Annotated in this window: 22 protein-coding genes; 14 read left to right on the top strand and 8 right to left on the bottom strand. The window is 60.2% G+C overall.

The annotated features are described in order from the left end of the window. Positions 1 to 26: 26 nt before the first annotated feature. The 5 genes from ACP7E0_RS04390 to ACP7E0_RS04370 all read right to left on the bottom strand — a co-directional run bounded on the left by ACP7E0_RS04390 (position 27) and on the right by ACP7E0_RS04370 (position 3,030). A complete protein-coding gene (locus tag ACP7E0_RS04390; protein ID WP_426123204.1) occupies positions 27 to 419 on the bottom strand; it encodes a type II toxin-antitoxin system death-on-curing family toxin in 393 nt (130 codons plus the stop codon). Beyond that, the gene (locus ACP7E0_RS04385; RefSeq protein ID WP_060641285.1) at positions 416 to 637 is read right to left on the bottom strand and encodes an AbrB/MazE/SpoVT family DNA-binding domain-containing protein; all 222 of its coding nucleotides are present in this window, start codon (positions 635 to 637) and stop codon (positions 416 to 418) included. The genes ACP7E0_RS04390 and ACP7E0_RS04385 overlap by 4 nt, the downstream gene beginning before the upstream one ends. Before the next feature lie 67 nt (positions 638 to 704). Continuing rightward, positions 705 to 1,610 (bottom strand): DMT family transporter, encoded by a 906-nt coding sequence (locus ACP7E0_RS04380; RefSeq protein WP_426123203.1) that lies wholly within the window; start codon positions 1,608 to 1,610, stop codon positions 705 to 707. A 27-nt stretch (positions 1,611 to 1,637) separates the two neighbouring features. Further along, on the bottom strand, positions 1,638 to 2,384 hold the full coding sequence (locus ACP7E0_RS04375; RefSeq protein WP_426123202.1) for an arginyltransferase: 747 nt from the start codon (positions 2,382 to 2,384) through the stop codon (positions 1,638 to 1,640). A gap of 181 nt (positions 2,385 to 2,565) precedes the next feature. Then, a complete protein-coding gene (locus ACP7E0_RS04370; RefSeq protein ID WP_113318100.1) occupies positions 2,566 to 3,030 on the bottom strand; it encodes an RDD family protein in 465 nt (154 codons plus the stop codon). Between the two features lie 432 nt (positions 3,031 to 3,462). Between ACP7E0_RS04370 and ACP7E0_RS04365 the strand changes: the two genes are divergently transcribed. Continuing rightward, positions 3,463 to 5,055 (top strand): GGDEF domain-containing protein, encoded by a 1,593-nt coding sequence (locus tag ACP7E0_RS04365; RefSeq protein WP_426123201.1) that lies wholly within the window; start codon positions 3,463 to 3,465, stop codon positions 5,053 to 5,055. Between the two features lie 20 nt (positions 5,056 to 5,075). On the opposite strand, the gene hemB is transcribed toward ACP7E0_RS04365, so the two are convergent. Next, complete coding sequence (gene hemB, locus ACP7E0_RS04360; protein ID WP_426123199.1) at positions 5,076 to 6,089, bottom strand: porphobilinogen synthase; 1,014 nt, start codon at positions 6,087 to 6,089, stop codon at positions 5,076 to 5,078. Between the two features lie 438 nt (positions 6,090 to 6,527). Between hemB and ACP7E0_RS04355 the strand changes: the two genes are divergently transcribed. The 9 genes from ACP7E0_RS04355 to ACP7E0_RS04315 all read left to right on the top strand — a co-directional run bounded on the left by ACP7E0_RS04355 (position 6,528) and on the right by ACP7E0_RS04315 (position 15,211). Next, positions 6,528 to 6,866: a hypothetical protein gene (locus tag ACP7E0_RS04355; protein WP_426123198.1), complete on the top strand. Its 339-nt coding sequence runs from the start codon at positions 6,528 to 6,530 to the stop codon at positions 6,864 to 6,866. Between the two features lie 505 nt (positions 6,867 to 7,371). After that, positions 7,372 to 8,313 (top strand): adenylate/guanylate cyclase domain-containing protein, encoded by a 942-nt coding sequence (locus tag ACP7E0_RS04350; RefSeq protein ID WP_426123606.1) that lies wholly within the window; start codon positions 7,372 to 7,374, stop codon positions 8,311 to 8,313. A gap of 155 nt (positions 8,314 to 8,468) precedes the next feature. After that, positions 8,469 to 8,906, top strand: a complete 438-nt coding sequence (locus ACP7E0_RS04345) for a DUF6163 family protein (RefSeq protein WP_426123197.1) — start codon at positions 8,469 to 8,471, stop codon at positions 8,904 to 8,906. Between the two features lie 129 nt (positions 8,907 to 9,035). Then, positions 9,036 to 9,548 (top strand): transcriptional regulator LdtR, encoded by a 513-nt coding sequence (gene ldtR / locus ACP7E0_RS04340; RefSeq protein ID WP_113318097.1) that lies wholly within the window; start codon positions 9,036 to 9,038, stop codon positions 9,546 to 9,548. 548 nt (positions 9,549 to 10,096) lie between these two features. Further along, positions 10,097 to 11,422, top strand: a complete 1,326-nt coding sequence (locus ACP7E0_RS04335) for a L,D-transpeptidase family protein (RefSeq protein ID WP_426123196.1) — start codon at positions 10,097 to 10,099, stop codon at positions 11,420 to 11,422. Between the two features lie 184 nt (positions 11,423 to 11,606). Next, positions 11,607 to 12,908 (top strand): serine hydroxymethyltransferase, encoded by a 1,302-nt coding sequence (glyA, locus tag ACP7E0_RS04330; RefSeq protein WP_426123195.1) that lies wholly within the window; start codon positions 11,607 to 11,609, stop codon positions 12,906 to 12,908. Between the two features lie 27 nt (positions 12,909 to 12,935). After that, the gene (gene nrdR / locus ACP7E0_RS04325; protein ID WP_426123194.1) at positions 12,936 to 13,409 is read left to right on the top strand and encodes a transcriptional regulator NrdR; all 474 of its coding nucleotides are present in this window, start codon (positions 12,936 to 12,938) and stop codon (positions 13,407 to 13,409) included. 69 nt (positions 13,410 to 13,478) lie between these two features. After that, positions 13,479 to 14,591, top strand: a complete 1,113-nt coding sequence (ribD, locus tag ACP7E0_RS04320) for a bifunctional diaminohydroxyphosphoribosylaminopyrimidine deaminase/5-amino-6-(5-phosphoribosylamino)uracil reductase RibD (RefSeq protein ID WP_426123193.1) — start codon at positions 13,479 to 13,481, stop codon at positions 14,589 to 14,591. Continuing rightward, positions 14,591 to 15,211 (top strand): riboflavin synthase, encoded by a 621-nt coding sequence (locus tag ACP7E0_RS04315; protein WP_426123192.1) that lies wholly within the window; start codon positions 14,591 to 14,593, stop codon positions 15,209 to 15,211. The genes ribD and ACP7E0_RS04315 overlap by 1 nt, the downstream gene beginning before the upstream one ends. 154 nt (positions 15,212 to 15,365) lie before the next feature. Here the strand turns inward: ACP7E0_RS04315 and ACP7E0_RS04310 are convergent, their stop codons facing one another. Continuing rightward, positions 15,366 to 15,884 carry a GNAT family N-acetyltransferase gene (locus tag ACP7E0_RS04310; RefSeq protein ID WP_426123191.1) on the bottom strand — a complete coding sequence of 173 codons (519 nt, stop codon included), beginning with the start codon at positions 15,882 to 15,884 and terminating at the stop codon, positions 15,366 to 15,368. Positions 15,885 to 15,927: 43 nt separating this feature from the next. Beyond that, a complete protein-coding gene (locus tag ACP7E0_RS04305; protein ID WP_426123190.1) occupies positions 15,928 to 16,431 on the bottom strand; it encodes a cupin domain-containing protein in 504 nt (167 codons plus the stop codon). Between the two features lie 207 nt (positions 16,432 to 16,638). On the opposite strand from ACP7E0_RS04305, the gene ribH reads away from it, so the two are divergent. The 4 genes from ribH (at position 16,639) to ACP7E0_RS04285 (ending at position 21,194) form a co-directional block, all read left to right on the top strand. Beyond that, on the top strand, positions 16,639 to 17,100 hold the full coding sequence (gene ribH, locus ACP7E0_RS04300; protein ID WP_113316057.1) for a 6,7-dimethyl-8-ribityllumazine synthase: 462 nt from the start codon (positions 16,639 to 16,641) through the stop codon (positions 17,098 to 17,100). Next, positions 17,097 to 17,591, top strand: a complete 495-nt coding sequence (gene nusB, locus ACP7E0_RS04295; protein ID WP_113245252.1) for a transcription antitermination factor NusB — start codon at positions 17,097 to 17,099, stop codon at positions 17,589 to 17,591. Before ribH ends, nusB begins: the two co-directional genes overlap by 4 nt. 9 nt (positions 17,592 to 17,600) lie before the next feature. Then, positions 17,601 to 18,836: an MFS transporter gene (locus ACP7E0_RS04290; protein ID WP_426123189.1), complete on the top strand. Its 1,236-nt coding sequence runs from the start codon at positions 17,601 to 17,603 to the stop codon at positions 18,834 to 18,836. Positions 18,837 to 19,055: 219 nt separating this feature from the next. After that, positions 19,056 to 21,194 (top strand): sodium-translocating pyrophosphatase, encoded by a 2,139-nt coding sequence (locus ACP7E0_RS04285; RefSeq protein ID WP_426123188.1) that lies wholly within the window; start codon positions 19,056 to 19,058, stop codon positions 21,192 to 21,194. Positions 21,195 to 21,309: the final 115 nt, after the last annotated feature.

Below are 21,309 nucleotides of genomic sequence, written 5' to 3'. Positions count from 1 at the left end.
GCTGAGGTGATTAAATATCCCAGCCGTCAAAAATCAAACGGAACGGTGTGATCCCGCAGGAATCGCGCGGTGCCGGCTTCGTCAATCTCTCCTGCAGCGACGGATAGAACAAAAGCGATAACGTTAGCTTGTTCTATTTCTATCAAAAGACCATTGATCAGCAGGAAGGTAAACGCTGCCAGCCAGCCCGTCCTCTTGTTGCCGTCTGAAAATCCGTGGTTTCGAACGATGCCGTAAAGGTAAGCTGCCGCGAGGACGTGTAAATCATCCTCGCCGTAGGCTGCTTTGTTAACCGGACGCGCCAAAGCAGACTCAAGGGCGTTACCGTCCTTTAGGCCCGGCAAGCCACCGTGTTCCAATATCTGTTCGTGATGTATGATTTCAATGGCTTCGCTTGACAGCCACTTAACGGAAGTCATTTCGCCAGTTCACGCAGCGCAACATGATATTTTTTCATGCCAATCCTCGCCGCTCGCAATTGTTCTGCAAGATCGTCCTTCTGGGGCGCTAGCTCAAGAGTATTTCCCGTTTCCTTCAATTCAAACTCGTCGCCCGCTTTGAGCCCGAGGCGATCAAGGACTTCCTTCGGGATGATCACGCCTTCCGAATTGCCGATCTTGCGGATGGTGATGTTCATGGCAAAACTCCAATGTTATAATCGTGTTATAACATTGATTTTTCTCCTCAGCAATTGGTAGGGAGCTTCACCCCGTGAACGGAAGCTCGTTCGACGCGTCCACGGCCGATTTCTTCCGCATCTGCCACACAGAATGCCCGACCAGCGCTAGAATCAGCACGGCGCCGCCGACCAGCGTCTGCGAGGTCGGGACCTCCATGAAGACGATCCAGATCCAGAGTGGCGCGAGGATGGTTTCGAGCAGGTAGAACATGCCGACTTCCGGGGCCGACAGGTAGCGCGGGCCGGTGGCGAGGCAGAAGAAGGCGAGCGGGATCATGATCAGGCCATCGAACATGATCCAGCCGGGATGGGCGATCGCGAGGCCTTCGGCCGGCGACAGCATGTAGCCGATGATGGCGGGGAAGATTGCGGTCGCCAGGGGCACCAGCCCCATGTCCTTGCCGCTGGCGCGGCTGACGGTGATGGCGGATGCCAGCATCAGGGCCGAGCAGACAGCCATGGCATCGCCGAAGAAACTGCCGCTTTTCAAGCCGTCCTGAACGATCAGGCCGACGCCAAAGACCATCACGGCCATGGTCACCAATGTGGCGTTGGAAGGGCGTTCCTTGAGGAAGACCCAGGACAGGATAGCGGCGAACATCGACGTGAAGGCGACGATGAACACGACATTGGCGGTCGCGGTGTTGAAAACGGACAATAGGAAGGTGAAGGAACCGAGGCCGTAGAACAGGCCGGCGAGCAATCCCGCTTTGCCGGGGACCAAAGCGATCTTGCGGCCGAGACACTTGTTCAGCACCACCCAGGCGATCAGCGCGACGATGAAGGTGCACAGACTGCGCAAAGCCAGCAGCGACCAGACTTCGCCATCGGCGGAGCGGATCAATGGGATGTCGAAGGAGAGGGCAAGGCCGCCAAGGCCGGTGATGAGAAGTCCGCGGCGGTGGTGGGCGGCATCGATGGCTTCACTCAAGATTTTGTCCTGTCAGGTGGCTGCGCTTTATTCTGTATAGCGCTCCCAGCCCTGGGCCATAAGGTGCTCTTGCGGCAGAAACTTTGTTTTATAGTCCATTTTGCGCGATCCCTTGACCCAATAGCCAAGATAAACGTGCGGCAGGCCACGTTCCTTCACTTTGCGGATGTGATCGATAATCATGAAGGTACCGAGCGAGCGGTCGGCCAGATCAGGGTCGAAATAGGAATAGACCATCGACAGGCCATCGCCCATCCTGTCGGTCAGTGCTGCCGAGATCAGCGGTCCCTTCGCCAGGCCGATCCCATCGCCTTCGACCTTGAGGCGGTACTCGATGATCTTGGTGTTGACATGGGTATCCTCGACCATCATCGCATAATCCAGCACCGACATGTCGGACATGCCGCCTTTCTGGTGGCGATGGTCGAGATAGCGGCGAAACAGGCTGTACTGCTCGCTGGAGGGCTCAGCCGGGTATTCGGTCGAGACCACATCGCTGTTCAGCGCCAGGATACGCCGCATCGAGCGGGTGGGTGAGAACTCGCCGGCGACGATGCGCACGGAAACGCAGGCCCGGCAGCTTTCGCAGGCCGGCCGGTAGGCGATGTTCTGGGAGCGGCGGAAACCACCCTGGGTGAGGAGATCGTTGAGTTCAGGCGCCCGCTCGCCCACCATATGGGTAAACACCTTCCGCTCCATCTCCTGCGGCAGATACGGGCAGGTTGCCGGCGCGGTCAGGTAGAATTGTGGAGACGGTGTAGTTTGCGTGTTCATGTGGTGCGGAGATCGCTCTTCTTGGCCGCCTGGATAACATTAGCATGGCGCAAGATTATAAAAGGTCAATCGCGACTTTTTGAACTGTCGCGTTGCGATGCAGTAAACCTGTGGTTTTTAGGTGATCGGCTGCATGATAGCGACGGAATGCGGTAAAGCATCCCGTCGCAAGTCAAGCCATTCAATAGGCGTCGCGGCGGACCGTAACCGTGCCGATGAGCAGGTCGTGCAGCAACCGGCCACGATCGGTGAACAGGCCGACAAGCAGCACCAGCGGGGTCAAAATTGCGTTGGCGATCCAGAAGATCACCAGATGGACGATTGCCGTGAGAAAATCCATCGGCCGGCCGTCGGTGCGGGCGATTGCCAGCCCCATCATGCTCATGCCCGGCGAAGCCTGCTTCGGACCGCCCACCGTGATGCCGAAATACAGCATGGCGAGACCGGCAAACAGCACGGGATAAAGGAAGAAACCGAGGCCGAGCGTCAGGATGCCGAGAAAGAACACGACGACGGCGGCGGGAATCCAGAGAAGCCCGACGATGGCATAGTCGATGATGAACGCCATGACGCGACGGCTGAGCACGCCCTGATAGGCCCGCCAGTCATTGCTGGGAATTCTGAGATTTTCGTCCTGCACGCTCATGTCTGTGTCTCCAGTTCTCTTCCTGATATGGGAAGTGGCCGCAAAAATGCAAATCCCGTGGAGCTTGGCGCTGATAAATTTGTAGTTCGACGGCCAGGAAAATTCTGCAGCACTAGCCGGTTTCGCAGGTGCTTCAGCCTGCATTCATCAGAATGTGCTAGCGGAAGGAAAGCCCTGCGAATCTGGGACGCTCACCTTCCCAAAAGACACTGGTTCAAATCCGGTTTGTTGATATGCAGCAATCGTCAGACAGTTCACCGGTTCCTCGCCCAATGCCCCTCAGCGTCAATGCAGATACCAATGCCGGCCGGTTTGGCGGTCTCCGCGGGCGTCTCTGGTGCATGGCCTTGCTTGCAGTTGTCTGCACGTTGCTGCTTGCAACCTCGACGCTGTCTACCTCGATTGAAGCTTTCCGGATCCGGCGCGGAAAACATGCGGCAGTTTACCGCCATCTTCGATGCGGCAAATCTCATTTCGGCCGAACGCGGTCCTGCCAACAGCCTGATGACGGCATCCGAACCGAAGCGTTTCGAGGCACTGCGGGCGTGGCGTGGTTTCATGCAGGATACGGACGCAGCGCTGGACGATCTCAAGCGGCGCGACATACCCGATGAGATGATCAACCGTGTGCGGGTACAGCTTGACAGAGGCCGCGCTTTGATCTCCGCGTTTGAACACAAGCCGCGCCCCGAGCGCAGTTACGCGGAAATCCGTGCGGCAATCGATGCCATGTTCCTAGCCCGCGATGACTATCGGCCGATCATCGAATGGCATAGTGGTGAAATCCTGAAGCTGGACCGGGAGCTTGGCGCCATCATCGTGCAGGGGATCGCGTTAAGCGATATGCGCGAATATGCCGGGCGGCTTGGTTCCTATCTGATTGCGCCGATGGCGGCGAGCACTGCAATGCCGCCGCAGGATATCGCGGCCAGCAATGCTGCGCGCGGCAGACTGCTCGAAATATGGGACCTGCTAGGCCCGAATGCGTTGGCATTGCCCGAGACCGTGGCGATCCGGACGATGCGCGCCGAGGCGGATGAAACATTCATGGGGCGGGGGCTTGCGCTGATCGACGAACAGATGGCGCTCGGCGGCAGGACCGGCCAGTTTTCCCTCGATGGCGTGAGTTTCACCGAGCGTTACGTCGCGATGATGCGGCCGCTGGGTGAAATGCGAGACATCTATTTCAAGGAGATCGCCGGTCAATTCGAGACGAAGGAGCATGACGCATTATCGGCTCTTTATCGCAACGGGCTGACCACAGCCGTACTTCTGCTGCTCGTGGTGGGCCTCGTTGCCTCCGTTCAGTTTTATATCCTGCGCCCCCTGCTCAAGGGCGCGCAGGCGGTGATCGCGCTTGCAGATGAGCGCCCGGCGGTTCTCGTTTCGGCGCCAGATGAGGTGAGGGAGATCCAGCGGCTCTACGGCGCTATCGGCATTCTTGCAGAACGGCTTAATGAACGGGCGTTGTTGACCCGCAAACTCGAAGCGCTGGCCACGACAGATGGGCTCACGGATCTTCTGAACCGGCGCGCACTTGAGAGCCGTGGCGAGACCTTGATGGCGGATGGAGTTCGTTTCCTGATCCTCCTGGATATCGATCATTTCAAATCGATCAACGACCGCTATGGCCATCCCTTCGGGGACACCGTGCTGCGGGCGACTGCCGATCTGATGCGGCGTTCCATCGGTACGGCAGTCCCTCTAGCCCGTTTCGGTGGTGAGGAATTTGCAGTTCTACTCGAAAGCGGCTCCTTGGCAGAAGCCGCCAACGCGGCGCGAAAGCTGAAGAGCGCCATAGCCAACTACGCAATGGCAACGCCGGATGGAGGACTCTTGAAGGTGACGGCGAGCTTCGGCGTTGCGGGTGGCGCCGATCAGCCATGGAGCGATATGGTTGCCCATGCGGATGCTGCCCTTTACCGGGCAAAGGCCGCCGGCCGCAACCGGGTCAGAGTTTTTCACCCAACCGAAGCCAGCAGGCCCGCCCAACCTTACAGGAAGGGCGCCGGGCCTGTGCGCTGAAGCGGAGCGGGCGGACCGGTTTATCGTTTGGCTAGAATCCGTGCCACGTCGACAGCGAAATAGCTGAGGATGCCGTCGCAACCGGCGCGCTTGAAGGCAAGCAGGGTTTCCAGCATGACGCGTTCGCCGTCGATCCAGCCATTGGCGGCGGCGGCCTTGATCTGCGAATATTCGCCGGAGACCTGATAGGCAAACACCGGCAGGCCAAAGCTTTCCTTCATCCGCCAGCAGATATCGAGATAGGGCAGGCCGGGCTTGACCATCAGCATGTCGGCGCCTTCCTCGACGTCGAGGGCGGCGTCGCGCATCGCCTCGGTGCCGTTGGCCGGATCGATATAATAGGTTTTCTTGTCGCCCTTGAGCAGGCCGCTGGTGCCGATGGCTTCACGATAGGGGCCATAGAAGGCCGAGGCGAACTTGGTGGCATAGGCCATGATGCCGACATTCTGGTGACCGGCCGCGTCCAGCGCCCGGCGGATGGCGCCGACCCGGCCGTCCATCATGTCGGACGGGGCGATGATATCGGCGCCGGCATCGGCCTGCAGGACCGCAGCCCTGGCGATTTGCGCCACCGTCTCGTCGTTGACGATCTCGCCGTCGCGCAGGATGCCGTCATGGCCATGGCTGGTGAAGGGATCGAGCGCCACGTCGGTGATGACGCCGATATTCGGCACGGCCTTCCTGATGGCCCGCGTCGTCTCGTTGATCAGATTGTTGGCCGCAAGGCTGTTGGAACCGGTGTCGTCGCGCAGCGAAATATCGACATTCGGGAAGGTCGCAAGCGCAGGGATGCCGAGATCGGCGGCGAGCCTTGCCGCCTCCACGGCCTTGTCGATGCTCATCCGGTTGACACCGGGCATGGCGTCGATCGGCTCGACGATGTTTGTGCCGGGAACGACAAAGATCGGCCAGATCAGATCATCGACCGTCAGCCGGTTTTCCTGCACCAGCCGGCGGGTCCAGTCGGCCTTGCGGTTGCGGCGCATGCGGCGATGGCCGGTGATGAGGTCAACGGCATTGGTCTTGTCGGTCATGGCGTTCGTCTTTCGTCAGCTTCATCTCATCTGGTCGCGGTTTATCACGGGCAATGGTCAAAGGAAAATGATTGAGGTGCGGCGTTTCATCATCCCTTTACCCGCCCCCCTTGAGGGGGAGGGTCGGCACGCAGTGCGGGGGGTGGGGTGATCTGCGGCATGCAATAGACCGTGGGGTTCGCTGTATCGCCCCCACCCGCGACTGTGTCGCGACCTCCCCCTCAAGGGGGAGGTGGAAGCCCCTGCCGTGTCCCGCCCAACGGCTTTACCGCCGTTCGATAAGCTGAAATCGGGTCCCGGTACCTGCGGATTCATTTCACGAAACCGTGATGACGAAGGAACCATTTCCCCCGTATTCGGGTTTGGTCTCGTCTTATGGAGTGTCTGATACAAATCACCGATGAGCGGTGAGAGGCCTCCGAACCAGAGGAGAAGACAATGAAAACTGTTGTCAAACTTGCCCTTGCTGCTGCCCTGTCTGCGACAACGCTCAGCGGCTATGCCTATGCACAGACCACGAGCTCGACGACGCCGATGATGGCTGATGACATGATCACGATCGTCAATGTCGGCTCCGAGAGCAATGCCAATACGGACACGTCGTCTATCCCAGCGAGCTATCGCAACCCGTCACCGGAATCGATCACCAAGGCCCAGACCGAAATCCAGAACGACCCGGCCCTGATGGCGACGCTTGAAGCGAAAAACGTCCAGCTGGACAATGTGATCGGCATCCAGACCGCGGCCAATGGCGGCAAGATCGTCTACACGAAGTAGCGCGGGTTATGTGAGATGACGCTGATGTTCGAAAAGGGGCTCCCTGTTTGTGGAGCCCCTTTCTACGTCGCGTGCAGAACCCCTGCGGTGTCGGCAAGCGATAACCTCATGATCCGCCGAAACGTCTGGCGATCGATCCTGAAAGGGCCTCTCCCGGAGAGGAGAGGCCAAATGTTCAAGTTCCGGCGTGCCCGGTCAGACTGCCAACCGACTAGGCATTCGAACTGTTTCTCAAACAGCTTCTGCTCACAATTAACTTTGTTAATCCCACAATCTTTTTTCCGGCGTTAAAGTGGCGAAAGGCGGCTCGCTGAAGGGCGCCGGCGCGGTCAGACGCGGCCGAACGGCGTGGAACACCCAGAAAATACAGGGCATCCTCATGCTTCGGATATAATTTGCGGCAATCTGCCCATGGGCCTTTTCCTGCAAGTTGCAATCCCCATATCCTTCCCTAGGCAACCGGGCTAGCCTGGTTGTGAGGAGACGGGGAATCATGAGCGACACATTGCGCGGCACACAACGCAAGCTGACGACGATCTTCTGTGCTGATGTGCAGGATTACACACGTCTGATGGGCGTGGACGAGGAAGGCACGCTGGCGATGCTGAAGCATTACCGCGATGCGATGTCCCGGCTGATCGAGGCGCATGGCGGGCGGGTGATCAATACCTGGGGCGACGGGGTGATTGCCGAATTTCCGAGCGTCGTCGAATGCGTACGCGCAGCGATGGACGTTCAAAACGAGCTGGCAGGCCAGAACGCTACGCGGCCATTGGATGGACGCATGCTGTTTCGCATCGGCATCAATCTCGGCGATGTGATCGTCGATGGCGACGACATCTATGGTGACGGTGTCAATATTGCCGCGCGCCTGCAGGCATCGGCCACGGCTGGCGGGATCGTGATCTCAAATACGGTCTATGATCAGGTTCGCAACAAGGTGGCGGTCGGTTTCGATTTCCTTGGGCCGCTGACGATCAAGAATATGGCCGACGCGGTGCCGAGCTACGCCGTGCGTATTGGCGAGGGCACCACCCAGGCATCGCCACCGGCCGATCCAAGGCCAGGCATCAAGGCAAAGCCGGACGTGGATGCCGGCCCGCAGGCGAAGGCCAGCTCTGCGTTGCCCCTGCAGGCATGGCCGGCGATCATCCGCTCGATGTTTTGGCTGGCCGCGCTGGCGGCTGGCGTGCTGGTCGCCATCAATGTCCTGTCGTGGGATGGCGATTTCTGGTCGGGCTGGGCGGTTTTGGGGCTGGCGGTCCTGTCGGCCCTGATCTGGGCAGCAATTCAAAGCCGGTACGACCGGCTCCTTGCCGTCCTTGGGATCCTTGGCCTGGGTATTGCCGGAATCAATGTTTTGACATGGCACGGTACTTTCTGGTCAGCTTGGTCGCTTCTCGGGATTGGTATCGTTGCCGGCCTGTACAAGATCTTCCGCCGGTGACCGGGCAGCGCGCCATCGGCGCTCCGATGCCTGTGTTCGCTATGGTCCGGCTCAAGAAATAGCTGCTTCGGATCACGGCGGAGCGTTCGTGGTGATCCCGGGCGCGGAAAATATCCGTCTGGCAAAGCGTTCGTCCGCGACATATCTTGCCCGCCATGGCCCTTGATTCTGTCAAAATCCCCAAACTGTCGCTCACCGAAACGCTGTTCGGATTGTTCCTGCGGCTGGTGGCCGTGTCGTGTTTCTGGTTCGGTCTGAACTATTGGGCGATGCTGATCGGCTTCTCGTTCGGAGGCGGCGGGCGGTTCGATCTGCTACCGGTGCAGTGGCGGGTGGCAGCGACGGCACTTGCTGTCGTCTATCCCGTTGCGGCGCTTGGATTGTGGCTGCTGGTCTCCTGGGGGCCGGTGATCTGGGTGGTGGCAGCCGGGGCGGAAATCGTCATGTTTGCGGTCTATCCGCAGATTTTCGGGGAGAAGCCGCTGCTGGTCATTCTGCACGCTGCAGTGGCCGTCACCTTCGTGGTTTTCCGGGCTGCCATCTTCTATCAGCGGGCACGCCAAGCCCGTGCTGCAAGAATTGATTTACCCTGACACAAGGGCTGTGGATAGTAAGGCGCTGTTAAGGCTGGTGTTTAAGTAGAATTTTATACGTATTCGATAGTGTCTACCTCAAGGCGGGAAGAGAAACACACCGCCAAACAAAACAGTGAGGCAGTCATCATGAACACCAAAATGAAACCGCAGGCCGTTGCCGTCAAAGATCCCCACGAAGATGCGATCCGTTCGCTCTACATGGAATCCCTCCACCTGGTTGAGCGTCTTCACCGTCGTCTGCTCGACGTCGTCAAGGATGAATTCGACCGGTCGGGCCGCTCCGATGTCAACGCCGTCCAGGCACTTCTCCTCTTCAACATCGGCAATTCGGAACTCACGGCCGGCGAACTGCGCTCGCGCGGTTACTATCTCGGCTCCAACGTATCCTACAATGTTAAAAAGCTGGTTGATCTCGGCTTCATCAATCACCAGCGCTCGCGCATCGACCGTCGCTCGGTTCGCATCAGCTTGACGGACGAGGGCCAGGAGATCGCCGAAACGGTCGCCAAGCTCTATGAGCGCCATATCGGCTCGATCCAGAAGGTTGGCGGCATCGGCACCGACGAGTTCGGCCAGATGAACAAGCTCCTGCAGCGCCTCGACCGCTTCTGGAACGACACGATGCTCTACAAGCTCTGATCAGCGCTACAAACTGACTGCTGTTTCTCCTCTCCTGCGGCTTAACTGCCGCAGGATGAGAAGCGGACATTAGGGCGCACAGCGCCACCGTTTTCTGGCCCGATTGATGCGTTACCCGACTGAAGCCATGCTCGTCGGGGCGCCGGAGATCAATGACCTTCCGGCATCCGATCAATCCTGCCGCGCTCCCACGCGCAAATTTCCCTGTTTGATAGAAATGAACTCCCCAGTGCGGTCTCTTCGCCGCCTCCTGATGCGAGAGCGAGCACAGAGGCAGTGTCTCCGGAATGCTGCACCGGGGTCCGTAGCGCATGCTGTGAAGTCCAAGGTCGCGGGCAGGTGACACGAATTGGCCATATTACTGTGACAGCGACGATGCACGAGAATGCGGGTTTGCGTTGCTTCTGTTGCCAATGGGCGACTGGCCGCGAGTTGCGTTCGTAATCTCACAAATGTGAACTGCGGGCAGGGAGCTGCAAGTATAGTTTACGTTAACTGTGTTCGTGATAGCTCTGCGTTTTGCGTAGCAGCATTGGATGGTAGGAAACATGTCGAAGAAACCCGGAATTGATGCACTTTCGCGTCGTGGCTTCCTTGCCTCGGCGGCGGCTTTTGGCGCTGCAACATTCGCCGGTGGCGCTTTTGCGCAGGACGCTCTTGACGATATCATCAATGCACCGCGCCGCGGCGCCTGGGACGACCAGTTCGATGCCAAGGCTTCGCGCAGCGCCACGGCCGTCGTGTCCAACACGCCGATCTTCGGCATGGATACACTTGCCAATACCCAGAACGCCGTTGGCCAGTATCAGCAGATCGTTTCGGCCGGCGGCTGGCCGCAGGTCAATTCGTCGGTTCGCCTGGAAATGGGCGTTGCCGATCCGTCCGTACAGTCCCTGCGCCAGCGCCTGATTATTTCGGGTGACCTGCCGCAATCCGCCGGTATTTCCAACTCCTTCGACAGCTATGTCGATGGCGCGGTCAAGCGCTTTCAGGCCCGTCATGGCCTGCCCGCCGATGGGGTGCTCGGCGAATATTCGATCAAGGCGATGAACATCGCGGCCGATGTCCGCCTTGGTCAGCTGAATACCAACATCGTCCGCCTGCAGTCGATGTCGGGCGATCTCGGCGAGCGCTATGTGCTGGTCAACATTCCGGCGGCCTATATCGAAGCCGTCGAAAATGGCCGAGTTGCGACACGCCACACGGCCGTTGTCGGCCGTATCAGCCGCCAGACACATATCATCAACTCGAAGATCTACGAGGTCGTCATCAACCCTTACTGGACATCTCCGCGCTCGATTGTCGAGAAGGACATCGTTCCCTTGATGCGCAAGGATCCGGAATATCTGAAGAAGAATTCGATCCGCCTCATCGACGGCAAGGGCAACGAAGTCTCGCCGGAGACGATCGACTGGAATGCAGAGAAGGCGCCGAACCTGACGTTCCGCCAGGATCCAGGCAAGACCAACGCCATGGCCTCGACGAAGATCAACTTCCACAACCCGAACAACGAATACATGCACGACACGCCGCAGCAGGGCCTGTTCAACAAGCTCGCCCGCTTCGAAAGCTCCGGCTGCGTGCGCGTCCAGAACGTGCGCGACCTGACGACCTGGCTTCTGCGCGATACGCCCGGCTGGTCGCGTCAGCAGATTGAGGCGACCATCCGTGCCGGCCAGAACTCGCCGATCAAGCTGGCAGTCGAAGTCCCGGTCTATTTCAAGTACATTACCGCCTGGGCGGCAACCGACGGTATCGTGCAGTTCCGCGACGACATCTACGAGATGGATGGTGAGCAGGAATTGGCGCTGCAGACCACGACCGGCATCGAGCAGGCCGCCGGCGCCGTCGAGCGCGACAACCTGCCGCAATAAGCGGCCCTGCATTCATCGAGCGAAGGCCGCGTCCCTTTGAAAGGGCGCGGCCTTTTGCGTTGCCGGCCCCTGTCGCATCCCGGCGCTGCGGATGGGGGAAATGGCGCAAATCGCACAGCCCGTATTGCCCTTGCCATGCGAGGACGGTAAACACCGTGCCACCGCCTCTTAAGGAGCTTTGAGAATGAGCGATTCCGTCGTCAACCCCGATGTTTTCTTCAGCCGTTCGCTTGCCGACACCGATCCGGATATTTTCGGTGCGATCGAGAAGGAGCTGGGCCGCCAGCGCCATGAGATCGAGCTGATTGCGTCTGAGAACATCGTCTCGCGCGCCGTGCTCGAAGCCCAGGGCTCGATCATGACCAACAAGTATGCCGAAGGCTACCCGGGCAAGCGCTATTACGGCGGCTGCCAGTTCGTCGATATCGCCGAGGAACTCGCCATCGAGCGCGCCAAGAAGCTGTTCGGCGTCGGGTTCGCCAACGTCCAGCCGAATTCAGGTTCGCAGATGAACCAGGCCGTGTTCCTGGCACTGCTGCAGCCGGGCGACACATTCATGGGCCTCGACCTCAACTCGGGCGGTCACCTCACGCATGGTTCGCCGGTCAACATGTCCGGCAAGTGGTTCAACGTCGTCTCCTACGGCGTGCGCGAAGGCGACAACCTGCTGGATATGGATGCCGTGGCCGAATCGGCTCGCACGCACAAGCCCAAGCTGATTATCGCCGGTGGCACTGCCTATTCCCGCATATGGGACTGGAAGCGTTTCCGTGAGATCGCCGATGAAGTCGGCGCCTATCTGATGGTCGACATGGCCCACATTGCGGGTCTCGTTGCCGGCAATCAGCATCCGTCGCCATTCCCGCATTGCCACGTTGCAACCACCACCACGCACAAGTCGCTGCGTGGCCCGCGTGGCGGCATGATCCTCACCAATGACGAGGCGCTGGCAAAGAAGTTCAACTCGGCCGTCTTCCCGGGCCTGCAAGGCGGCCCCCTGATGCACGTCATCGCCGCCAAGGCCGTGGCTCTCGGCGAAGCGCTACAGCCGGAATTCCAGGATTACGCCGCCCAGATCGTCAAGAATGCCAAGGCGCTGTCGGAAACGCTGGTTGCCGGCGGTCTCGACATCGTCTCGGGCGGTACCGACAACCATCTGATGCTGGTCGATCTTCGCAAGAAGAACGCCACCGGCAAGCGGGCAGAAGCTGCCCTTGGCCGCGCCTATGTCACCTGCAACAAGAACGGCATCCCGTTCGACCCGGAAAAGCCGTTCGTCACCTCCGGTGTTCGTCTTGGTACGCCTGCCGGTACGACACGCGGCTTCAAGGAAGCCGACTTCCGCGAAATCGGCAACCTGATCGTCGAGGTTCTCGATGGCCTCAAGGTCGCCAATTCCGACGAAGGCAATGCTGTTGTCGAGGCTGGCGTGCGTGAAAAGGTGGTCAAGCTGACCGATCGTTTCCCGATGTATCCCTACCTCTGATCCCAGACCTCTACTGAAGGAGCCTTGATGCGCTGCCCCTATTGCGGATCGGAAGACAGCCAGGTGAAGGACAGCCGTCCTGCGGAGGACGGCGCCGCCATCCGCCGCCGGCGCATCTGCCCGGATTGCGGCGGCCGCTTCACGACCTTCGAACGGGTGCAGCTCAGGGAGCTGATGATCCTGAAGAAGACCGGCCGCAAGGCGCCGTTCGACCGCGACAAGCTGCTGCGGTCGTTCGAGATCGCGCTGCGCAAGCGCCCGATCGACCGCGACCGGATCGAGCGGGCGGTGTCAGGTATCGTCCGGCGGCTGGAAAGCTCCGGCGAAACGGAAATTCCGTCGGAGGAAATCGGCCTGCAGGTGCTCGAGGCTTTGAAAGGCCTCGATGACGTTGCCTTCGTCCGCTACGCCTCGGTGTATCGCGATTTCTCCCATGCGGATGATTTCGAGAAGGTGATCGCCGAGATCAGCGCCAAGATCGCGCGTGATCCCGGCGTCTGATGGATGCCAATACTTGCGCCGCCCGAAAGGGCGGCGGTTGACGTCTGCAGGGTGAGGGATGGCATCGATATGGCGGAAATGGCTGACGACGAGCGTTTCATGGTGGAGGCACTGCGCCTCGCACACCAGCACCGCGGAGCCACAGGTTCCAACCCGTCCGTCGGCTGCGTCATTGTCCGCAATGATGGCGATGGCCCCAAGATCGTCGGTAGCGCCGTCACGGCCACTGGCGGCAGGCCGCATGCGGAGACGCAGGCTCTGGCAGCTGCCGGAACGGCCGCACGCGGTGCCACGGCCTATGTGACGCTCGAACCCTGCTCCCACCACGGCAAGACGCCGCCCTGCGCCGACGCGCTGATTGCGGCCGGTATTGCCCGCGTGGTGGTTGCCGTGACCGACCCGGATGAGCGCGTCTCGGGGCATGGGTTGGAAATGCTGCGCGATGCCGGCATCGAGGTCGTCACCGGGGTGCTGGAGGAAGAGGGCGAGCGCGAGCTTGAGGGTTACCTCATGCGCAAGCGCAACAACCGGCCGTATGTGACTCTGAAGCTTGCCGTTTCCGCCGATGGCATGATCGGCATCAGGGGGCAGGGGCAGGTAAGCATCACCGGCGCCCCGGCGCGGGACATCGTGCATCGGCTGCGATCCGAGACCGATGCCATCCTTGTCGGGATCGGCACGGCGATCGCCGACGACCCGGAATTGACCACCCGTATCCCCGGGCTGGAGCACCGTTCGCCATTGCGCATCGTCATCGACGGCGATCTCAACCTGCCTATCACCTCGAAGCTGGCAAAGACGGCGCGCACCGTCCCGGTCCTGATAGTCACCGGCGAGAGCGACGGTTCGGTCGCCTTTCTCGAGCGTCAGCAGGCATTGGAGGCAGCCGGTGTCGAGGTCGTGGTCTGCGATCCGCAGGTTCCGGCCGACCTGCTCGCGGCTCTGGCAACGCGGGGCGTGTCCTCGCTTCTGGTTGAAGGGGGCGCGCGTACGGCGCAGCAATTCCTCAATGACGGACTGGTTGACCGGATTCTTCTGTTTACAGCGCCGCTCACTCTTGGCGAGCAGGGGGTGCCATCCCCACTTGACCGGAAGCTCGTGCCGGTGGGCTTCGTCCATCGGCGGACAGATACATTTGGCGACGACCTTCTCGACACCTACGAATACGAAAGAACCCTCTGATGTTCACCGGCATTATCACCGATATCGGCACCGTCGAAACGATTACCAGCCTCGATGAGGGCATCAAGCTGCGCATTGCCACCGCGTATGATCCAAAGGGTATCGATATCGGCGCCTCGATTGCCTGTTCCGGCGTCTGCCTGACGGTGACGACGCTGCCGGAAGAAGGCGCGAATGGCCGCTGGTTCGAGGTGGAGGCCTGGGAAGAGGCGTTGCGGCTGACGACGATTTCGTCCTGGACGGTGAGCCAGAAGATCAATCTGGAACGCTCGCTGAAGATCGGCGACGAACTGGGCGGCCATCTGGTGTCCGGGCATGTCGATGACAAGGCTGAAATCATCTCCGTCGAGGCGGAAGGCGAGGCGACCCGTTTTCGCCTGCGCGCGCCAGCACATCTGGCAAAATTCGTGGCACCGAAAGGCTCCATCGCGCTGGACGGCACATCTCTGACCGTCAATGCTGTCAACGGCACGGATTTCGACGTGCTGCTGATCCGTCATTCGCTGGAGGTGACAACCTGGGGCGAGCGCAAGGCCGGCGATTTCGTCAATTTCGAAGTCGACACGATGGCCCGCTATGCCGCGCGACTGGCCGAGTTTCCGGCACCGAAGGCCGAGTAGGCTGGCCCGAACAATCTCTGCCTCGATCTGATCCCCGCCCCGGATGTCCGGGAGCGGATCGATGCATTCTCCGACCCGTCTCGCGCCTGCACGCAAGGGCGGGTAGCTGCACATTGGTCGCCGGTTTGCCGCAGTGACGCCGTTGCGCGAAACCTCACCGCTCCAGCAAAATCACATTCGCCCCATGATAGGTCGTTCGGCCGGTTTCCTTGAATTGCAGTTTCGAGGCCACTCTTAGCGATGCAAGGTTGCCGATATCGATGATGCAGGTCTTTTTCATCGACGGAAAGTGCTGGTCGCCCCATTTCATTGCGGCGCTGACTGCCTCGGTTGCGAGGCCCTGGCCGTGGGAGCGTGGCGATAGTGCCCATCCGGTCTCCATCGTGCCTTCGACCGAAGGGCTGATACCACGGTGCAGATCGTGAAAGCCGGCTTCGCCGATAAACTGGCCGGTCTCGCGGTCCTGCAAAACCAGAAAGCCGAAACCGAAATAGTGCCACATGCCGACCTGGCGCAGGAAGCGTGTCCAGGCCTGTTCTCGCGAAAACGGTATGCCGCCGACGAAGCGGGTGACTTCGGGATCGGCAAAGAGCGCAGCGTAGGGGGTAAAGTCGTCGCGACGATAGGGGCGCAGGATCAGGCGTTCAGTTTCGATGGTGGGGACGCTGTGCATGAGGTTTCTTTGGTCCGTTTGAAATAATGATTCCGGTATTCGATCAGATTCCCGGTTCACCGTCCCAATAATCGGTTTCGCTTTCCTTGCGTCCGACGAAACGGAAGACGGGTTTTCCGCCGGGTGTTGCGCGCGACTTGGCCAGAAACTTGCCTGAATCCGGATATTCGACGATTTCCGCCTTCGCATTGGCCGAAATCGACAGGTAGGTGAGGGGGACGGTGCCGGTATTGATCAGGTGATGGGCGGTTTCAGGTCCGCCCGCCGGTGCTCCCAGCACATCGCCGGGCTTGACGGGATAGCGATCCGGTCCGAACCGGTAATCGCCTTCGCCACTCAGAATGACGAACAGCTCTTCCTCGATATGGTGATTGTGGAACGGGCAGCCGGATTTGCCCGGAGGGACTTCACCGTAGCCTATGCCGAGATCCTTGAGGCCGAGTTGGGTGCCGAAGGGCGCGTCGCGGGATTCAAAGAACGTGCCTTCCTGCCAATGCTCAAGGTCAAGTTCAGCCGGATTGATGACGGGTCTCTGCATCTTTGTCATGTTTTTCTCCTCTTGGTCGAAACTTGTACAGAGACGCCATCGGATTGAAAAGATGGCGGCAATTTCAGGTGATCTGCATGAAGCGATGGTCAAACGCCTCGCCAAATCCATGCCCGCAACGAAAAATGCTTGCCAATCGGGCTCCAGCGTGGTTTGACCGCCGCCTGCGCTGGAGATGTCCGGCCCCCAATTTCAGACAGGTGACAAATGTCCGATACTGAGAAACCACATATTCTGATTGTGGAAGCGCGTTTCTATGACGACATGGCCGACGCCTTGCTTGATGGCGCCACATCGGCGCTCAAGGATGCCGGTGCAACCTATGACGTCGTGACCGTTCCCGGCGCGCTGGAAATCCCGGCGGCAATTGCGATGGCGCTCGACGGCATCGACAATGGCGCAACCGAGTATGACGGTTTCGTCGCGCTCGGCATGGTCATCCGTGGCGAGACCTATCATTTCGACATCGTCTCGAACGAATCCTCCCGCGCCCTGATGGATCTTGCCGTCAGCGAAAGCCTTGCCATCGGCAATGGCATCCTGACCGTCGAAAACGACGCGCAGGCCTGGGCCCGCGCAAAGAAGAGCGAAGGCGACAAGGGCGGCTTTGCTGCCCGCGCGGCACTGACCATGATCGACTTGAAGATCAAGCTGGGCGGCGAACAGTGAGCGACACTCCTACCAACCCGCCGGCCGACCAGCCGATCAAGCAGGCAAACCAGCGCGGCGCTGCCCGCCTGGCTGCCGTTCAGGCGCTGTACCAGATGGATGTCGGCGGCACCGGCGTGCTGGAGATCGTCGCCGAATACGAAACGCACCGGCTTGGCCAGGAAATCGATGGCGACACCTATCTGAAGGCGGATGCTTCCTGGTTTCGCTCGATCGTTGCCGGCGTCGTGCGCGACCAGCGCCTGCTCGATCCGCTGATCGGCACGGCCTTGCAGGACGACTGGGCATTGTCGCGTCTCGATTCCACCGTTCGCGCCATCCTGCGCGCCGGCACGTTCGAGCTGCGCGAACGCAAGGACGTCCCGGTCGCCGTGATCGTCACCGAATATGTCGAGATCGCCAAGGCCTTCTTCGAACAGGACGAGCCGAAGCTCGTCAATGCCGTGCTCGACCGGATCGCCCGCACGATCAGAACCGACGTCAAGAAGTAAGGTCATGCAATGACAGCGCAGGCAGGCACGGTGCAGGGCATGGATCATGAACTGCACGGTGCCCGGCGCAATGTCTATCTTCTGACGGCAGCACAGGCCATTCTCGGCACCATCGGCCCGATCGTCTTTTCCGTTGGCGGCGTCGCCGGTTATCAGCTGCTCGGCGACGACAAGTCGCTGGCGACTGCGCCGTTGACCGGTTTCAATGTCGGCGTAGCACTCGGCGCGGTCTTCGTCGCCGCCATGTCCCGATTGCTTGGCCGCAAGGCAGCCTTCATGGTCGGCGCTCTTCTCGGTGCCTGCGGCGGCGTTCTGGCTGCCTATGCGTTGTTTCAAAGTGACTTCTGGCTGTTTGCGCTCGGCTTGTGCATCTCCGGCATTTCCGGCGGTTTTGCCCAGAAACTGCGCTTTGCCGCCGCCGATGCGTCTCCCCGATTCTACAAGCCGCGGGCGATTTCGTGGATTCTTGCCGGCGGCATGGTGTCCGCCGTGCTCGGGCCGCAACTGGTCATCCTGACCAAGGATGCGCTGGCGCCGGTGTTCTTTGCCGGTGCCTTCATTGCGCTTGTTCCCACCTGCCTTGCGGCAATCGCCATCCTGGCGTTCCTGCGGCTGCCGGATCTGCGCCCAGTCACGGGCTCTGCATCCATGGGCCCCATCCGTCCGCTGCGCGAGATCGTGCTGACCCAGCGCTTCATCACCGGGATGATTTGCGGCATCTCCACCTATGCGCTGATGACCTTCATGATGACCGGCGCGCCGATCGCCATGGTCGTCGGCTGCGGTTTCTCGCAGGATCTGGCGACACTCGGCATCCAGTGGCATGTGCTGGCGATGTTTGCGCCGAGTTTCTTCACCGGCATGCTGGTCAGCCGCTATGGGGCAGAAAGAGTGGTCGCCTGCGGCTTGGTCATCCTGATGGCCTGTGCACTGGTAGCTCATGCGGGCATTGCGCTGTGGAATTTCTGGGGTGCACTGATCCTGCTCGGGGCCGGCTGGAATTTCGGTTTCATCGGTTCAACCGCGATCGTTGCGTCAAGCTACCGGCCGCAGGAAGCCGACAAGGTACAGGGTTTTCACGACATCATCTTGTTCAGCGCCGTGGCACTTGCCTCCTTCGGTTCTGGCAAGGTGCTGACGGCCTATGGCTGGGACATGCTGAGCGCTGCCGTCTGGCCGGTGGCGGCATTCTGCCTTTTGCTGCTCATTTCGCTATTTGTCGCCGAAAGGCGGCGTGCGGCCTGAGATTTTTCTCCCAAAGAAGTATTCCCGACTTGTAAGCCGCCGCCAACATACCGAAAAACGTGGGTTTTTCCGGTTTTCGCGGCTTGACGATCCCGATTCGCCACAGCACTCTGCAGCCACGTATGCGGCCCATGCTTGAAGAGGAGGCTTGGTCCGCAGCGCTTTTTGGGGGCCTGCGGAACGGAGTGAGCCCGTAGGCTAAACGGAGGAAATCGCGAAATGACCATCCTACTGGGCGTTATCGCATGCGGGTTGCTTTCGGTGGTTTATGCCATCTGGGCGACGCGATCGGTGCTGTCTGCCGATCAGGGCAATGCCCGCATGCAAGAGATTGCAGGCTTCATACGCGAGGGGGCGCAGGCCTATCTCACACGTCAATATATGACCATTGCCATCGTCGGTGCCGTCGTCTTTGTCGGTGCCTGGGTTCTTCTCTCCGTGACAGCGGCCATCGGCTTCCTGATCGGCGCGGTTCTGTCGGGTGCGGCCGGTTTCATCGGCATGCATGTTTCGGTCCGCGCCAACGTCCGCACGGCGCAGGCATCCTCCGTCAGTCTTGCGGCAGGTCTCGATATCGCCTTCAAGTCCGGTGCGATCACCGGCATGCTGGTTGCAGGTCTGGCATTGCTCGGCGTCACCATCTACTACCTCATCCTGACGGCCGGTCTTGGCCTTGCCGTAGGCTCGCGTGACGTGATCGACGCCCTGGTGTCGCTCGGCTTCGGCGCGTCGCTGATCTCGATCTTCGCCCGTCTCGGCGGCGGCATCTTCACCAAGGGTGCAGACGTCGGCGGCGATCTCGTCGGCAAGGTGGAAGCCGGTATTCCGGAAGACGATCCACGCAACCCGGCCACTATCGCCGACAATGTCGGCGACAACGTTGGCGACTGCGCCGGCATGGCGGCCGACCTGTTCGAAACCTATGCTGTCTCTATCGTTGCCACCATGGTTCTGGCCGCGATCTTCTTTGCCGGCGGTGCCAATCTTAGTCTGGTCATGAGCTATCCGCTGGCCATCTGCGGCGCCTGCATCATCACCTCGATCATCGGTGCCTTCTTCGTCAAGCTCGGCTCGAACGGGTCGATCATGGGCGCGCTCTACAAGGGGCTGATCGTCACCGGCCTGTTGTCGATCATCGGCCTCGCGGTTGCGACTTCGCTGACCATCGGCTGGGGCTCGATCGGCACCGTCGAGGGTAAGGACATCACCGGCACCAACCTTTTCATCTGCGGTATTCTTGGTCTTGTGGTCACCGCGCTGATCGTGGTGATTACCGAATATTACACCGGCACCAACAAGCGGCCGGTCAATTCCATCGCCCAGGCCTCCGTCAGCGGCCACGGCACCAACGTCATCCAGGGGCTTGCCGTGTCGCTGGAATCCACAGCGCTGCCCGCGCTCGTCATCGTCGGCGGCATCATCTCGACCTACCAGCTGGCAGGTCTGTTCGGCACTGGTATCGCCGTCACCGCCATGCTCGGCATTGCCGGCATGATCGTGGCGCTCGACGCCTTCGGTCCGGTCACCGACAATGCCGGCGGTATCGCTGAAATGGCCGGTCTTCCCCCGGAAGTCCGTAAATCGACCGACGCGCTCGATGCGGTCGGCAACACCACCAAGGCAGTCACCAAGGGCTATGCGATCGGCTCTGCCGGTCTCGGTGCCCTGGTGCTGTTTGCTGCCTACTCGAACGACCTCAAATACTTTGTCGCCAATGGCGACAAGTACCCGTACTTCGCCGATGTCGGGACGATCTCGTTTGATCTGTCCAACCCTTACGTTGTCGCCGGCCTGATCTTCGGCGGTCTCATCCCTTATCTGTTTGGTGGCATCGCCATGACAGCTGTCGGCCGTGCGGCCAGTGCCGTAGTGGAGGAAGTCCGCCGCCAGTTCCGCGAAAAGCCGGGCATTATGGCCGGTACCGACCGGCCGGACTATGGCCGTGCGGTCGACATGCTGACCAAGGCGGCGATCCGCGAAATGATCGTGCCGTCGCTGCTGCCGGTGCTGGCGCCGATCGTCGTCTATTTCGGCGTTCTGCTGATCTCCGGCTCCAAGGCGTCCGCCTTTGCAGCGCTGGGCGCCTCGCTTCTCGGCGTTATCGTCAACGGCATCTTCGTCGCCATCTCGATGACCTCGGGCGGCGGCGCGTGGGACAATGCCAAGAAGAGCTTTGAAGACGGTTTCGTCGATAAGGACGGCACGCGTCATATGAAGGGGTCGGAAGCCCACAAGGCCTCGGTGACCGGTGATACCGTCGGCGATCCCTACAAGGACACGGCAGGCCCTGCCGTCAACCCGGCGATCAAGATCACCAACATCGTTGCACTGCTGCTTCTGGCAGTACTCGCAGGATGATGATCTGAGGCCGCGCCTGCCGCACCATTTCGGTGGGGCGGGTGAAGGAACTAAAGACAAAGAAAAACCCGCCGACGCATTCATCGCCGGCGGGTTTTTCATTTGAAGTTCGCAA

The organism is Pararhizobium sp. PWRC1-1 (assembly GCF_049897905.1).
Taxonomy (GTDB): domain Bacteria; phylum Pseudomonadota; class Alphaproteobacteria; order Rhizobiales; family Rhizobiaceae; genus Pararhizobium.
This window is presented reverse-complemented; position numbering and strand designations above follow the sequence as displayed.

Bases quoted from the DNA above. Each gene is read 5' to 3' on its own strand.
- ACP7E0_RS04345 (WP_426123197.1), top strand. From the start codon at position 8,469: ATGGCCCTTGATTCTGTCAAAATCCCCAAACTGTCGCTCACCGAAACG.
- glyA (WP_426123195.1), top strand. From the start codon at position 11,607: ATGAGCGATTCCGTCGTCAACCCCGATGTTTTCTTCAGCCGTTCGCTT.
- ACP7E0_RS04285 (WP_426123188.1), top strand. From the start codon at position 19,056: ATGACCATCCTACTGGGCGTTATCGCATGCGGGTTGCTTTCGGTGGTT.
- ACP7E0_RS04290 (WP_426123189.1), top strand. From the start codon at position 17,601: ATGACAGCGCAGGCAGGCACGGTGCAGGGCATGGATCATGAACTGCAC.
- ACP7E0_RS04385 (WP_060641285.1), bottom strand. From the start codon at position 637: ATGAACATCACCATCCGCAAGATCGGCAATTCGGAAGGCGTGATCATC.
- ldtR (WP_113318097.1), top strand. From the start codon at position 9,036: ATGAACACCAAAATGAAACCGCAGGCCGTTGCCGTCAAAGATCCCCAC.
- ACP7E0_RS04375 (WP_426123202.1), bottom strand. From the start codon at position 2,384: ATGAACACGCAAACTACACCGTCTCCACAATTCTACCTGACCGCGCCG.
- ACP7E0_RS04305 (WP_426123190.1), bottom strand. From the start codon at position 16,431: ATGACAAAGATGCAGAGACCCGTCATCAATCCGGCTGAACTTGACCTT.
- ribH (WP_113316057.1), top strand. From the start codon at position 16,639: ATGTCCGATACTGAGAAACCACATATTCTGATTGTGGAAGCGCGTTTC.
- hemB (WP_426123199.1), bottom strand. From the start codon at position 6,089: ATGACCGACAAGACCAATGCCGTTGACCTCATCACCGGCCATCGCCGC.
- ACP7E0_RS04370 (WP_113318100.1), bottom strand. From the start codon at position 3,030: ATGAGCGTGCAGGACGAAAATCTCAGAATTCCCAGCAATGACTGGCGG.
- ACP7E0_RS04315 (WP_426123192.1), top strand. From the start codon at position 14,591: ATGTTCACCGGCATTATCACCGATATCGGCACCGTCGAAACGATTACC.
- ACP7E0_RS04390 (WP_426123204.1), bottom strand. From the start codon at position 419: ATGACTTCCGTTAAGTGGCTGTCAAGCGAAGCCATTGAAATCATACAT.
- ACP7E0_RS04365 (WP_426123201.1), top strand. From the start codon at position 3,463: ATGCGGCAGTTTACCGCCATCTTCGATGCGGCAAATCTCATTTCGGCC.
- ACP7E0_RS04335 (WP_426123196.1), top strand. From the start codon at position 10,097: ATGTCGAAGAAACCCGGAATTGATGCACTTTCGCGTCGTGGCTTCCTT.
- ribD (WP_426123193.1), top strand. From the start codon at position 13,479: ATGGCGGAAATGGCTGACGACGAGCGTTTCATGGTGGAGGCACTGCGC.
- nrdR (WP_426123194.1), top strand. From the start codon at position 12,936: ATGCGCTGCCCCTATTGCGGATCGGAAGACAGCCAGGTGAAGGACAGC.
- ACP7E0_RS04355 (WP_426123198.1), top strand. From the start codon at position 6,528: ATGAAAACTGTTGTCAAACTTGCCCTTGCTGCTGCCCTGTCTGCGACA.
- ACP7E0_RS04310 (WP_426123191.1), bottom strand. From the start codon at position 15,884: ATGCACAGCGTCCCCACCATCGAAACTGAACGCCTGATCCTGCGCCCC.